Raw genomic sequence first — 12712 nt, 5'->3', positions numbered from 1 at the left:
TTATTTCCCTAAATTTGTAAGAGGTAAATAAGAAAACATACCTTTCAGATCATCAGTTACAACAACTTTGTCTACCTTACTGAAAATATTTTCCATAGTTTCAAGATAAATACGATTCTTAACGAGAGAAGGATTCTGTCTATATTCCTCATAAAGAGATAAAAAGCGATTTGCATTACCTTTTGCTTCATTTATTACTTCATTCTCATATGCCTCTGCATCTAATTTTATCTTTATCGCTTCACCCTTTGCTCGAGGTATAATATCATTATTATAAGCGTATGCTTCGTTTATAGTACGCTCTTTGTCTGCACGAGCACTTTGTACATCTCTAAACGAACTGATTACTTTTTCTGGTGGATCAATTTTTTTCATTTGAACAGATAAAATCTCTATGCCCATTTGGTATCCATCAAGAATCTGCTGCAATAGAATTCTAGTATCTCTAGAAATTTCTGGTCTGCCTTGACCAAGTGCAAAAGAGATCGTGTTTTTACCTATTATTTCTCTCATGGCACTTTCAGCAGCATTTTTAACACTGAAACCGGGTTTGTAATCCCGCACTTTGAATAAATAGTCCTTAGCATCTCTAACGCGCCACTGAACCTCGAAGTTAACGTTGACTATATTTTCATCTCCAGTTAGCATCACACCTTCACCGCGATCTGTGTCTCGCCCATAAGAATTACTTACCCCAATTTCTTCACGATTTACTTCCTTAACATTCACTTTAAAAACCTTGCCAATAGGGTAGGGGAAGTGATAACGCAAACCAGGTGTTTCTGTATTAGAATATTTACCAAAGGTAAGTTCTATACTTTCCTCACTAGGATGGACAATATAAAAGCCAGTGCAAGCATAGAACAGTAAAATAATGAAAATGATGAAATAAGGTTTTTTGCCCCTGTTTCTGGTTAATCCATTAAGAAAGAATCTTACATCAGATACAGCTTTACTTAAAATATCTTCATTATTAGGAGTTTTGTTCCCTACCGGTTTCTTTCCCAAATTCCAAGGATTATTCTCATCAAACATAACGATTGATTCTATAATTAATACGCTAATATTACTTCTTTAATAAGAAAATGCAAACATAAATTGCTATTTTATTTACAAATTAATCATCAGGATGGAAAACATGATCGTACACTTCCTTTTCTCTATGTAGTATGGTCGACTCTATAGAATTTTCTGGCTTTTTTTTGAATTCTTTGTTGTCACTCTTTAAGTGCACTACGTCTTCGTGAAAATGGGAATTATACCTAAATAGTAAAGCTATTATTATTAAAGTTATAACAGCCAAAAAGATGAGTGCCCTTTTTATGCACCTCATAAATACTCCGGCTTCTTGACCTAATTTTCTACGCTTCCAAAAAACACGTCAAGCAGAATTATTCAAAGACAAATGAACATTAACAGGCAAATTAACACTAACTTAAGAATCGAGGGTGTACAATATGAATATATTTAATTAATAGTGAGGTTTAAAATGTTAGCCAGTAAACAAACAAATTCAAGTCCTGTTAAAAAAAATTCTCCTTTCATGGAAACTGTGCAGGATAAACTAAAAGATATAAAAAATTTCTCTAATTGGTCTGCAAAAGAGCAAATGATTGCAGTAGGTGCAGTAGGTGTGATGGTTGGTGCATTACTTCCATTTGTGGCAGTTGCTTTACCGGTTGCTGCAACAGGTGCAATAGTTGCCCTTACTCTATTTTTTGCTTATAAAGCAGTTGAATACACATTCAAAGGGCTCAAATGGTCAGCAGAAAAAACAGTTGATGGGGCGAAATATACTGCCGAGAAAGTTAAGGACGCGTCAGTATATACTGCAGAAAAAGCAAGAGAAGGTTATCATTCAGTAAAAGGAGCTATAAGTTCTGTGAGACGAGCAACAAGAGAGGGAACTGGTGCTACGTTAGGAAAAATGGGGCGCAGTTTAAGTAATTTAAGTGAAAGTATGTCTAGTTTAGACGCCATTCCATATTCAATAGGTAACGAAGGTCAAACTGTTGTTTTGAAAACAGAAGAAAAAACAAGGAATTTCAATAGTGTAAAGGAGATGTTTATTAAGGAAGTTCTTGAAGACAAAGCCGTGAATAGCTCTGCTTTAACTAAGGAAATATTTTCTAAGCTGGGAGAAAAAATATTAGAGAAAGCTTATTCTGTTGGTGGTCCACAAGGTGCCAAAAAGGACCAGTTGATCAATCAGTTGAAACAGCAAGCAGATTTTGTCAATAAATTAGACGCTAAGAAGTTGCAAAATTTGTTGTCTAAAAATAATAACAATCTTTATGAAATTTTCTCTGAGCATCACGATGAAATTAAGAGGATTGTTAAAGAGCGCAAAACAGAGCATAAACTTTCTAACTCTATAGAGAACCTTAATAAAGTAGCTGGAAAGTATGGGACACTCAGAGGTTCTATACAATTTGGAGGGAGTAACGTAGAAAAACAACTTCACGAACCTTCTAGTTCTGATCTTGGGGTGCTTGACAAAACTGCAACAATAGGACAAAAACCTTCTGGTAAGCAGTCTATTCCAGTTGCTCTACCAAAAGTACCTGAAAGTCCAACTTTAGAGGATGAATGGTCAGAGTTTGTTGATCAGCGGGTGAAAAAACATGTGCTTTCTACACCCAAATCAACCAGAAGCAATTCACTGGATGAGGGAACTCTAACTCGCAGTAATTCTTCTGATAGTGCAATAGGTTTATCTGATTCTTCTACGCCAAGTGAATATTGTACACCTAATGCTTCTGGTGTGTCTACGCCAAGTGAATATTGTACACCTAATGCTTCTGGTGTGTCTACGCCAATAGGAAATCGTTTTTCACAAGGGGTTGACGGCGAAGGGCTCAAGAGAAGGTTGGAGAGACTAAAATCTGAACCGGTAAAACAGAAAAGGGATTTTACTTCCAGTGATTTCCATGATAGTGGCAGAGGTTCATCTGGTTCTTCTACGCCAAAAAGTCCTTCTCCAGAAGACTTAAGTAAAGCTCGTGCAGAACTGAAAAAAACAGGTTATCTGGACAAACTGGTGGGACAGCCTTCTACGCAAATGGCTGTTGAAGCTGACGTTCATCCACAGCTTGCAACTATACAAGGAGCTACAAATGTGAAAGCATAGTAGTTATAAACAAAGCTACTCACCTTCTTCAAAAGGATGTTACTCATTGAGTAACATCCTTTTTTGTTTTTGACTATAGTCGACTTAAATTTACAATTAGAGTTTTTACGTTATCCTCTGTCATCCCAATACCCTCTCTTGTCATCCAAGTAGCCCTTTTTTTGTCATCCCAATACCCCCTCTTGTCATCCCAGTGCCCTTTTTTGTCATCCCAATACCCCCTCTTGTCATCCCAGCGCCCTCTCTTGTCATCCCAGTGCCCTTTTTTGTCATCCCAGTGTGTGACACTGGGATCTAAGTTTTTATGCAAAATTATTATATTTATATACTTGCAAATAGGTGCAATTTGGAATGATCTATATTGTGAAATTAAGAAATGAGATCCCAGTGTCACGCACTGGGATGACATGGGAAGGAAGCACTGGAATGACAGAAGAGAGCACTCGGATGACATGGGAAGGAGGCACTGGAATGACAGAAGAGAGTGCTAGAATAACAGAAAAATCTCATCTATTTTCTCTTGATGAATAAACCTGAGTGGAGTATAGTAGAAATGCATTTACGTAGATTCTAATGAATAGTTTAGTTTTGATTTATACAACTTTTTCAAGTTTTGAAGAGGCTAAAACTGTTTCTGAGGAATTGTTAAACGAGAAATTAATTGTATGTGTAAATATATTTCCCGAAGTGAATTCTCTGTATTTATGGGAAGGTAAAATTAGTAATAGTTGTGAAGTAGTAGCAATTATGAAGAGCAAAAATGATCAAAATGATCAAATTGATAAAATTGTAGAAAAAATCGAAGCAATGCATTCTTATGATCAGCCAGCTATTGCTGTGATGTCCATAGAAAAAGCAAATAAATCTTTTACTAATTGGGCTAATAGTGTTATTGATGTAAGTAGTATTGGGGTGTAGCCAAGTGGTAAGGCAGCGGTTTTTGATACCGTCACGCGAAGGTTCGAATCCTTCCACCCCAGCCATATTGAAGTGGGTGTGAAATGATATCACTTTTCTATAAATTAAGATTATTGAATTATATATTAGGTAGTCTAAAAGATATAATTGTGAAACTGTTTCTCTTCACAATGTATCTTTACACATCCAGCATTGTGCTCATGTTTCTCAGCAATGGTTTTTGGTATGCTGTAGAATTTGGCTCTTTCAAAAATGCGTTTTACCATTTATTTCAATATTGCAAGTGGTATTATGAAAATAGGGAAGACCTCGGTTACGGAATTTCTATTCGAATATTAGTAGCATTCCTTACTCCGCATTTTCTCTATAAGTTGTTCCTTAGCACAGGCTGGAAGTCTTTTTTAAAGGAAAAGATAGTGCAGATACTCAGCACAAGAAGAAAAAAGGGTAGTGAGTTCAGTAACAGTAGTAAACCAAGTGGCAGTAGTTATAGTGATAAGAATAATTACAGCAATAACAGTGAGCATCACGCTCAAGATGCAAAGCGGAAAGTAAACATAATAAAGCAGCTATTAATCAAAGATATAGAGGCAACTATAGATAGGAGATTGAATGATATTTTTTTCGGTAAAAGGAGTAAACCTCATTAAAAAGGCTTTATCTAGTAAGGCTTTTTAAGATTGGCTGTATTTTGTTTTTTACGTATACCGGATCACAATCAGCCAATATACATGTGTGTACAAAATCTTGACTAAAGTCCGATAACCAAGAAATCGCCTTACGTTTCTCTACCAAGCTTTCTGTTTTTTTACAGTGACTTGCTGCATCAGTCATTGCCTGCGCTATTACTGATTTCCACAGCAAATAATACCTTTGTATATCATCTGACGTACTATTTGTTTCATAGTGGTTAAAAAATTCTTTAAAATTGAAATTGTTTGACATAATGATACCTCTTTGGATTGAAATTTGAAATGATTTGAGTTTATGTCGCCACAGCAGATCCCGCTAACAAGTAGCGGGATGACGATTATCAGGGTGTCATCCCAGTGCCTCTCTATAATGTCATCCCAGTACCTCTCTATAATGTCATCCCAGTAGCCCCTATAATGTCATCCCAGTAGCCCCTATAATGTCATCCCAGTGCCTCTCTATAATGTCATCCCAGTAGCCCCTATAATGTCATCCCAGTAACCCCTATAATGTCATCCCAGTAGCCCCTATAATGTCATCCCAGTGCGTGACACTGGGATCTCATTTCACTCTATAATAGCAGTGCTCCTTTCTTGTCATCCCAGTACTGATTAGCTATAAAATTTAAGAAATTTACCAAATGAAAAAAAAGGCAAAAGAAGCCCCGTGGTGCGAGTTTTGACTCTATATTACTGTAAGTGGCGCTGTAATAATGTGCTAACGCTTAAAATAAGCGCGATTTGGCTGAATGTAGAAAAAATAAAAAAGACATGCAGCCGCTATAATTTTATGTAATCCGCCAAAAAATACCCTGAGTTTTTTACTGAATTTTGTCATTGAGCCTGCAGGTCAAAAACAAGTTTTGAGTCATAAATACCCTTATTGTCATAATAAGGGGGCTGGCGGAGTTTGTCAAGTAAGTTTTTTCGTTTCTATGTTGTCAGCTACTTGCATGACACCATTTGTTGTAAACTCACTTTTTCTTGATTTTTTGGTTTATCTTGTCTACCTATTTTGCCACTCTGCTAAACGGATACCTACTGAATAACAGTAAGATTTTTCAATCCTGTTCCACAGCAAATTTTAATGCCATGTGAGTAGTTATAGTGCTGTTAACAATCAAAACGACAAAAATTAACATGGTGATTAGTAGTGTATAAATATTCAAGGACAAATTTTCAAATTGAGTTAGCATTTTAAAATACACAAAGGTTGGCATTATCATTGGCAAAACAAGAATTTGCGATACTCCTGATGCTAAGTTGTTTCGACCAATCATCAATGCATTTCCAGTAGCTGAAATATTAATGATTATCAGCGTATTAAATAATAAAGACACTCCAACTGCTATTGAGTGTTCAATACTATTGCCTAGAACTGCAAAGCTGAATATGGAAGAAACCACTGAAATCGGTAGCCCAAATAATAACCAGTGAGCGAAAATTTTATAAGCAACTATAAGCCTAGAAGAGAGTGGCTGTACAAAGATTTGCTCTAATATTCCATCATGATAATCAGATGTAAACAAATTATTTGTAGAGATCTGCAAAACAAATGTAGCACATATCCATGTTAATGTTAACATAACTTCTTGTTTATTGTTGTTTTCAAGTGTAAATGAAGATAAACTTAACATTATAATAAAAATACATACTATATAGGTAAGGTTCTTACCATCTATTACTAATTTTTTTACTAAGTCGATCATACTAGGCTTTTAAATGTTTATTATAAATTATAGTGTTTACTTTGAGGGTAGTATAATTTTTTGTTCATAAGTTATATAGGTTTTATTATTTTTTTGATAATGCAATTATGGAAAAGTTACCGAAAATAAAGTCACCAGAGGATTATACTCCTTCAGAAGATGAAGAATATATGAGCGTAAAACAACTGGAATACTTCAGCTTAAAGTTACAATCAATACTCGCTGAGTTGGAGAAACAAGAACTAGAAGATAATAGTATTGATACATACTATTCTGATGGAGATAGTGGAAATGAGGAATTAATCAAGCGCCGAAAAGATAGAAAAGAAAAGATTAAGGAGGCGTTAGAAAAAATAAAATTAGGCACTTATGGTTACTGCGATGGAACAGGAGAAGAAATAGGAGTCGAAAGACTTAAAGCTAATCCGCTTGCTATATATTGTATTGAAGAGCAAGAGAGAGTAGAAAAAGAAAAGAACGTGTACAACATTAACGATTAATTTACACATAAGTGGTGAGCTATTGGGCTTCAAGAGGAGCAAGAGGCGGATCAGGACTGAAGTATGTTATGCTATAAAGAAAGTGGAAAATTGGACATTCTCAACTCGACTCCTGCAGATTAAAAATTAAGTTGAATTAAAAATTGGGTTTGACGCAGTTTTTTCCCATAGTTTAAAAAATTAAAAATTTAACGATTAGAATTATAATTACAAACCACAGTAAAAAATAGACTTTTCCATTTGATTTATTTTTAACTTGGATGTTTTCTAATTTTTTATCAGCTATTAGGTTTAATTTTTCTATAAGGCTAAATATCCCTTGGATTGTTTTTACAGGATAAGAATTTCTAATTTTTTCCCTATACCCTATTTTACTTTCATGTTGACTGCTTATCCACGCTTCAACTACTTTCCACATATTGATTTCTGGGTAGATCTTTCTACATGTCCCTTCCAGTAAAATCATAGTTTTCTGCAGCAATAACAATTGTGTTTGAACTTTCATATCAAAATCACCAGTTATTTTTAATAGCTGAGCAAGTAAACTAGCAAATGAAATCTTCTGTATAGGCTGCCCAATAATGGGTTCACCTATTGCCCTGCAAGCTGTGACAAAATTTCTATGCTGTGATGAAACGTAACCAGCTTTAAAGTGCATTTTTGCAACGTGGTCATAATCCCGATTTAAAAAGCCTTTGAGTATCTCTATAACGTAATAGCATGTCTCACGATCTATTCTACCCATGATTCCACAATCCAGGGCAATAATATTGTTATTACTATCAACCATTAGATTTCCAGGATGCATATCAGCATGAAAAAAACAATCCCTGTATACCTGACTACAAAACGATTCTATAAGATTGATAGCTATTTGCTTACGATTATTCAGTTTTTCAACTTCGTATATTGGTGTTGCTTCTATCCATTCTAATGTTAAAACCTTTTTTGCAGTTCTATTCCAATCTATTTCAGGTACATAAAAACCTCTGTCATTTTTTGTGTTTTCCTTTAGTTCTGAAGAGTGAGCAGCTTCAAAACGTAGATCTAACTCTAATCGGCAAATTTCAGCAAAAGTTTTGACTAATTCAATTGGCCTCAGCCTTTTTGATTGTTCGCTAAATTTTTCTGCAATTTCTGCGAGCCAAGAAAGCATTTTTATATCCCTTGAGAATGTTTTCTCAATATTTGGCCTTAAAACCTTCACAGCAACTTCCTTACCCTCAGTTGTAACCGCTCTATGCACCTGAGAAATCGATGCTGCTGCAATTGGCTTTTCAGAAAAGCTTGAAAAAATGTCGCTCAATTTACAATTAAACTCACTTTCTATAGTTTTAACTGCTATTTTATGTGAAAATGATGGCAATCTATCACATATCAATAACAAGTTATTTGTTATATCCTCATTTAAAACATCAGTACGTGATGAGATAGACTGCCCAAACTTAATGAACACCGGACCTAATTTTTCAAGAGCACACTTTAGCTTATGGCCTTGTATTTTATTTATTGATTTCTTTGATGGTGGAAGTAAATAAGGTAATATATTGTAACGTGTCAGCACTGTAGTTATGTGCAGAAGACGCAAAATATTTTGAATCATTTTGCTGCGTAACTGCTAAATATTTCATTTAGGGTTCTATTTTTCATAATCTCATCAGGCTTGCCTTGGCAATAGATAGTATTATTTATACAAATTACGTAATCTGAGGATGGTAGAGCAGAGTTAAGATCATGAGAAGTCATAAGAATCGATACCAATCGTTTTTTTGCTATTTTATTTATAATATCATAAAATTTAGCCCGCGCGTTAATATCCATTGCACTGACTGGTTCATCTAGAATGATCAAGTCAGGCTCTGCAATTAAACAACGTGCAAGCAGTAGTAGTTGTGTTTGCCCTGCAGAAATTTCTAACACTTGATTCTTCAAAATGTTACCGATACCAACCAACTCTATCGCTTCTGTAATAATGGATTGATTTTTCTTTAGTCTTTTCAAGGAGCTATTTAAAAGGAAATATTCAACTGTTATTGGCATCAAATTACTAATACTAAAATTTTGCGGCATATAGCCAATTTTTATGTTGTCAGCAAATACGATACTACCGGTACAGCTTTTATTTATGCCAGCAATTGCTTTCACTAAAGAGGTTTTACCTCCACCATTTGGACCAAGTATTGTAATTACGTCTCCTCTTTCCATGAACATATTGATATTGTCAAGGATTCTTTTACCATCATATGTGAGAGCAAGATTTTCTATTTTTAGAACACGATTATTGACATTATTTAACTTTTTGGCAAAATTTAACTTCTTCTCAACGTTTATATGAGACATTTACTGGCTTTTTTTCTATTACTTTCATTTACACTATACTATAATATTGCCTTTTCATCCAATTTAAAAGTTGTAGCTACAATCAAACCTATCCACTCACTTGTAGCTTCTGTGACAGAAGGGATTTTAGAACCGGAATTGCTTGGCTATGCAACATCTGCGCATAATTATATATTAAAGCCGTCTGATGCGAGTAATTTGGAATCAAGTGATGTTATATTTTACACTGACGATAACTTAGAGACGTTTGTTCAAACTTTCGCCAAAAATAATAAAGAACTAGTGCAATTGTCAAAGGTAATCAACCTACTTCCTGCTCGGCCACATTCATTTTCTAGAAAAATTACCAATACTCAAGATGAAAAAGACCTACACATTTGGCTGAGTCCCGAAAATGCAAAGAGCATGGTACTTTTTATAAGTGCAACATTGTCTAACATAGATAAAGAAAATTTCCATCGATACAACTCTAATGCAACAAAAGCCATAAAAAAAATAGACCAAGAAGTAAAAGAAATCGTGAAAGAACTGAATGATTTTAAAAATCAAAAATACATCGTCACTCACGATGCTTATCAATATTTTGAAAAATATTTTGGTTTAAATCACCCAAGCGCCATTCTTTCTATAGAAGAGGATTCGTACATAGGTATGAAGAGTTTAATGAAGCTAAAAAAGATAATGAAGGAAGAAAACGTTAAATGTATATTTGCTCATTCACAAGAAGATAGCATAAAGCCTAATGCTCTTTCTAATGACGCAAAAATGGTAGTTCTTGATCCTATTGGATCAGACATAGAGCCTGGAAAAGATGCATATCTAGCTATAATCAATAGCATTGCACAAAATTTCAAATCTTGTTTTGTTGAGTAACAAGTTCTTTTTAAAATGCCTCTGACTTACTGTTTTATTGTTCTGCATTTAAATCACCATTTGTCCTTTACATATTATACAGGTTTAGAATTATGCTTTATTCTTACGTTTATGTCTTGGTCCAATGCAATCAATAAGTTAAGCAAGTATTCTAAGGAAAACCCTTCGATTTTTGACCTATTGATTTGAGATACTTTAGGTTGATCAATCTTTAGAGCGCTTGCTGCTTTTTTCTGTGTTTTGTACCTCTTACTTATTAATTGTGCAATGACCTTTATTAATTTCAGTTTTGTATCTTTTACATCCCCCAACTCTACTATTATAGGATAACTTAATTGTAAATTTTGCATAATAATAAAATTCCTTATAAAAAAACTACTTTAATTTTTCTTCTTTAAATAATACGTGCCTTCTGACTACTGGGTCATACTTCCTAAACTCCAGTTTTCTGGTGAGCTTTTTTGGATTACGCTTTTTTACATAAAAATAGCCAGTTGATTTTTCTTCACCAGTTTTTGTTATCTTGATTGCAGTGCTGACTAACTTAACGAGCAAAGAAGCATTTTTTTTCGCCATACTTATAATGATATAATAAATTCTATGCGAGTTTATTACGCAAAACACTAAAAGTCAACCGAATAATGCAGATCGTAAAATTCTTGACAATCAACAGTGCATTAAGTAGCATGAAGTTAACTTCAGAATGAAAAGCAAACGGTAAATAAGTGGCAAATAGTGGCAAAAGGTTATTATTGATAGAAAATTCTGCCTGTTCTAATGAGGTAAGAGTTGCCTTATCAGTTAATAATAAGGTTGTAGAATTTGAACAAGAATTCAAGGAAAAAAAACAATTAAGAGGTAATATATACGTTGCTTATGTAAAGCGTATAGAGCCTTCTTTGCAAGCCGTATTTATTGAATATGGAAAAAACAAGCAAGGTTTTTTATCTTTTTCCGAGATATCTCTAGATTACTTCAATATTCCAGAAAAAGAAAAGGAAACTATCTTTGAGGGCTACTCAAATGACGATTGTACAGAAGAAGCTTCAGCAAATGTTTCTTCAGATTCTGCAGCTAGTAAGAATGTCAACGAGTTAGGTAGTGGTTTTGTAAGAGAGGTACCTTTATATAAAAAATACAAATTACAAGATGTTATTTCAGTAAATCAAAAAGTATTGGTCCAGCTAACTAAAGAGGAACGAGGCAATAAAGGAGCTTCATTTACAACATACATAACTTTAGTGGGTAGATACTGTGTTTTCATGCCAAATTCCATGAGTAAAGGTGGAGTGTCTCGCAGAATTGAAGATGCTAATGTCAGAAAGCAGTTAAAGGATATACTGAGTTCAATAAACTTGCCAAAAAGATCAGGTTTAATAGTAAGAACTGTTGGTTCAGGAAAAGATAAGAAAGAAATTGAGCAGGATTACAATTACTTATCCTCATTATGGCAGAGCATTCAAAAAAATGCCTTCTCTGTAAATGCTCCATCATTAATTTACAACGAAGCAGATGTAATTATGAGATCTGTTCGTGATTTTTGTAGCGATGGTATAGAAGTCATAGTATCTGGGAAGGAAGCTTTTGAAGCAGTGAGACAATATACTAAAAATGCATTAAAAGGTAGTAAGTTGCGTTACAGATTGTATAGAGGTTCTATCCCAATCTTTACTTACTATGGAATCGAAGATCAAATTTCTGAGTTATATAGCAATAGGGTAGAGTTGCCATCTGGTGGGTCTTTGGTAATAACTTTAACTGAGGCGTTTGTTTCAATAGACGTAAATTCAGGAAAGATGACAGGAGAAGATAGCATAGAAGAAACAGCTTATAGAACCAATATGGAAGCAGTACCTGAAATATCAAGACAGGTGAATCTTAGGGGCCTATCAGGATTAATAGTAGTCGATTTTATTGACATGTTGAAATATCAGTATTGCAGAGCTGTTGAGTCTGCTATAAAGCAAGCGTTTAAAGACGATAAAGCTAAAGTTCAATTTAGCTACATAAATGACTTTGGTTTAATGGTATTTTCAAGACAAAGAATTAAACCAAACATACAAGAAATTAATACTACAGAGTGTTTACACTGCAAGGGTATTGGAAGAGTAAAATCGAACGAAGTAATTGTTGCATCGATACTAAGGGATTTACAACACATTGCTCATAGGAACCAAAATAAGTCTTTTGATTTAGTAGCGCATAGTGCGGTTATAGCGCATATTTTTAATAATAAAAGGAATACAGTTTCTACAATCGAAAAAGAGTTTAATATTACATTGAACATTAGTATTGATAACAGTTTAGATGTAAATACATTTGTTTTAAAACAAGGAGATGATGTTAATTCAAACGGTTATAAGCCATTACAGAACTCTGGATACCAAATTGAGGATAGCAGCAATGAAGAAGTTGATAATTCAAATAAACTACGAGGCAATTTTTGGCTGACTAAATGGCTTTCGCGCTTTTTAAGTTCTAATAACTAATTAGAAACCCTAAATTGGGCTTGTAATTAATAAGTCCTATACTTATATATTCTTATATCAG

Annotated in this window: 15 protein-coding genes and 1 tRNA gene; 8 read left to right on the top strand and 8 right to left on the bottom strand. The window is 34.2% G+C overall.

Annotated elements, in window-relative coordinates; translation table 11 throughout:
- Window positions 1-1035, bottom strand: coding sequence for an FtsH protease activity modulator HflK (hflK, locus tag AAGD99_RS02190; protein ID WP_264687825.1), 1035 nt, complete (start codon window positions 1033-1035; stop codon window positions 1-3).
- 454 nt (window positions 1036-1489) lie between these two features.
- Here hflK and AAGD99_RS02185 point away from each other — a divergent pair, with 454 nt between their 5' ends.
- Entirely contained in the window at window positions 1490-3130 is a 1641-nt protein-coding gene (locus tag AAGD99_RS02185) for a hypothetical protein (RefSeq protein ID WP_341822450.1), read from the top strand.
- Between the two features lie 141 nt (window positions 3131-3271).
- On the opposite strand, the gene AAGD99_RS02180 is transcribed toward AAGD99_RS02185, so the two are convergent.
- Complete coding sequence (locus tag AAGD99_RS02180) at window positions 3272-3418, bottom strand: hypothetical protein (protein ID WP_341822449.1); 147 nt, start codon at window positions 3416-3418, stop codon at window positions 3272-3274.
- Between the two features lie 75 nt (window positions 3419-3493).
- On the opposite strand from AAGD99_RS02180, the gene AAGD99_RS02175 reads away from it, so the two are divergent.
- The 4 genes from AAGD99_RS02175 to AAGD99_RS02160 all read left to right on the top strand — a co-directional run bounded on the left by AAGD99_RS02175 (window position 3494) and on the right by AAGD99_RS02160 (window position 4698).
- Window positions 3494-3661 (top strand): hypothetical protein, encoded by a 168-nt coding sequence (locus AAGD99_RS02175; RefSeq protein WP_341822448.1) that lies wholly within the window; start codon window positions 3494-3496, stop codon window positions 3659-3661.
- 42 nt (window positions 3662-3703) lie between these two features.
- The gene (cutA, locus tag AAGD99_RS02170) at window positions 3704-4048 is read left to right on the top strand and encodes a divalent-cation tolerance protein CutA (protein ID WP_341822446.1); all 345 of its coding nucleotides are present in this window, start codon (window positions 3704-3706) and stop codon (window positions 4046-4048) included.
- Window positions 4039-4113 (top strand) — tRNA-Gln (locus tag AAGD99_RS02165). The genes cutA and AAGD99_RS02165 overlap by 10 nt, the downstream gene beginning before the upstream one ends.
- An 18-nt stretch (window positions 4114-4131) precedes the next feature.
- Window positions 4132-4698, top strand: a complete 567-nt coding sequence (locus AAGD99_RS02160; protein ID WP_265016699.1) for a hypothetical protein — start codon at window positions 4132-4134, stop codon at window positions 4696-4698.
- Between the two features lie 7 nt (window positions 4699-4705).
- Here the strand turns inward: AAGD99_RS02160 and AAGD99_RS02155 are convergent, their stop codons facing one another.
- Both AAGD99_RS02155 and AAGD99_RS02150 read right to left on the bottom strand, forming a co-directional pair.
- Window positions 4706-4993, bottom strand: a complete 288-nt coding sequence (locus AAGD99_RS02155) for a hypothetical protein (RefSeq protein ID WP_182158640.1) — start codon at window positions 4991-4993, stop codon at window positions 4706-4708.
- Window positions 4994-5801: 808 nt separating this feature from the next.
- Window positions 5802-6449, bottom strand: a complete 648-nt coding sequence (locus AAGD99_RS02150; RefSeq protein WP_253309720.1) for a heme exporter protein CcmB — start codon at window positions 6447-6449, stop codon at window positions 5802-5804.
- Window positions 6450-6556: 107 nt separating this feature from the next.
- Here AAGD99_RS02150 and AAGD99_RS02145 point away from each other — a divergent pair, with 107 nt between their 5' ends.
- On the top strand, window positions 6557-6949 hold the full coding sequence (locus AAGD99_RS02145) for a TraR/DksA family transcriptional regulator (RefSeq protein ID WP_253302608.1): 393 nt from the start codon (window positions 6557-6559) through the stop codon (window positions 6947-6949).
- Window positions 6950-7121: 172 nt separating this feature from the next.
- On the opposite strand, the gene ubiB is transcribed toward AAGD99_RS02145, so the two are convergent.
- Together ubiB and AAGD99_RS02135 are read right to left on the bottom strand one after the other, a co-directional pair.
- Window positions 7122-8552, bottom strand: coding sequence for a 2-polyprenylphenol 6-hydroxylase (gene ubiB / locus AAGD99_RS02140; protein ID WP_264736205.1), 1431 nt, complete (start codon window positions 8550-8552; stop codon window positions 7122-7124).
- Window positions 8549-9289 (bottom strand): metal ABC transporter ATP-binding protein, encoded by a 741-nt coding sequence (locus AAGD99_RS02135; RefSeq protein ID WP_064124826.1) that lies wholly within the window; start codon window positions 9287-9289, stop codon window positions 8549-8551. Before AAGD99_RS02135 ends, ubiB begins: the two co-directional genes overlap by 4 nt.
- On the opposite strand from AAGD99_RS02135, the gene AAGD99_RS02130 reads away from it, so the two are divergent.
- Window positions 9281-10162, top strand: a complete 882-nt coding sequence (locus tag AAGD99_RS02130; protein WP_265033318.1) for a zinc ABC transporter substrate-binding protein — start codon at window positions 9281-9283, stop codon at window positions 10160-10162. The genes AAGD99_RS02135 and AAGD99_RS02130 overlap by 9 nt on opposite strands.
- Before the next feature lie 74 nt (window positions 10163-10236).
- On the opposite strand, the gene AAGD99_RS02125 is transcribed toward AAGD99_RS02130, so the two are convergent.
- The gene (locus AAGD99_RS02125) at window positions 10237-10512 is read right to left on the bottom strand and encodes a helix-turn-helix domain-containing protein (RefSeq protein ID WP_264687833.1); all 276 of its coding nucleotides are present in this window, start codon (window positions 10510-10512) and stop codon (window positions 10237-10239) included.
- A gap of 25 nt (window positions 10513-10537) precedes the next feature.
- The gene (gene rpmG, locus AAGD99_RS02120; protein WP_064124823.1) at window positions 10538-10738 is read right to left on the bottom strand and encodes a 50S ribosomal protein L33; all 201 of its coding nucleotides are present in this window, start codon (window positions 10736-10738) and stop codon (window positions 10538-10540) included.
- 149 nt (window positions 10739-10887) lie between these two features.
- Between rpmG and AAGD99_RS02115 the strand changes: the two genes are divergently transcribed.
- The gene (locus AAGD99_RS02115) at window positions 10888-12651 is read left to right on the top strand and encodes a ribonuclease E/G (RefSeq protein WP_341822443.1); all 1764 of its coding nucleotides are present in this window, start codon (window positions 10888-10890) and stop codon (window positions 12649-12651) included.
- The last annotated feature ends 61 nt before the right edge of the window (window positions 12652-12712 follow it).

Origin of the sequence: Wolbachia endosymbiont (group A) of Clivina fossor, from assembly GCF_964026865.1 — a bacterium.
GTDB lineage: Bacteria > Pseudomonadota > Alphaproteobacteria > Rickettsiales > Anaplasmataceae > Wolbachia.
The sequence above is the reverse complement of the archived record's forward strand: the minus strand, read 5'-3'. Positions and strand labels throughout refer to the sequence as shown.

What these genes read in the sequence shown, in the direction of transcription:
- hflK (WP_264687825.1), bottom strand. Translation starts at nt 1,035, where the DNA reads ATGTTTGATGAGAATAATCCTTGGAATTTGGGAAAGAAACCGGTAGGG.
- AAGD99_RS02185 (WP_341822450.1), top strand. Translation starts at nt 1,490, where the DNA reads ATGTTAGCCAGTAAACAAACAAATTCAAGTCCTGTTAAAAAAAATTCT.
- cutA (WP_341822446.1), top strand. Translation starts at nt 3,704, where the DNA reads ATGAATAGTTTAGTTTTGATTTATACAACTTTTTCAAGTTTTGAAGAG.
- AAGD99_RS02160 (WP_265016699.1), top strand. Translation starts at nt 4,132, where the DNA reads ATGATATCACTTTTCTATAAATTAAGATTATTGAATTATATATTAGGT.
- AAGD99_RS02155 (WP_182158640.1), bottom strand. Translation starts at nt 4,993, where the DNA reads ATGTCAAACAATTTCAATTTTAAAGAATTTTTTAACCACTATGAAACA.
- AAGD99_RS02150 (WP_253309720.1), bottom strand. Translation starts at nt 6,449, where the DNA reads ATGATCGACTTAGTAAAAAAATTAGTAATAGATGGTAAGAACCTTACC.
- AAGD99_RS02145 (WP_253302608.1), top strand. Translation starts at nt 6,557, where the DNA reads ATGGAAAAGTTACCGAAAATAAAGTCACCAGAGGATTATACTCCTTCA.
- ubiB (WP_264736205.1), bottom strand. Translation starts at nt 8,552, where the DNA reads ATGATTCAAAATATTTTGCGTCTTCTGCACATAACTACAGTGCTGACA.
- AAGD99_RS02130 (WP_265033318.1), top strand. Translation starts at nt 9,281, where the DNA reads ATGAGACATTTACTGGCTTTTTTTCTATTACTTTCATTTACACTATAC.
- AAGD99_RS02135 (WP_064124826.1), bottom strand. Translation starts at nt 9,289, where the DNA reads ATGTCTCATATAAACGTTGAGAAGAAGTTAAATTTTGCCAAAAAGTTA.
- AAGD99_RS02125 (WP_264687833.1), bottom strand. Translation starts at nt 10,512, where the DNA reads ATGCAAAATTTACAATTAAGTTATCCTATAATAGTAGAGTTGGGGGAT.
- rpmG (WP_064124823.1), bottom strand. Translation starts at nt 10,738, where the DNA reads ATGGCGAAAAAAAATGCTTCTTTGCTCGTTAAGTTAGTCAGCACTGCA.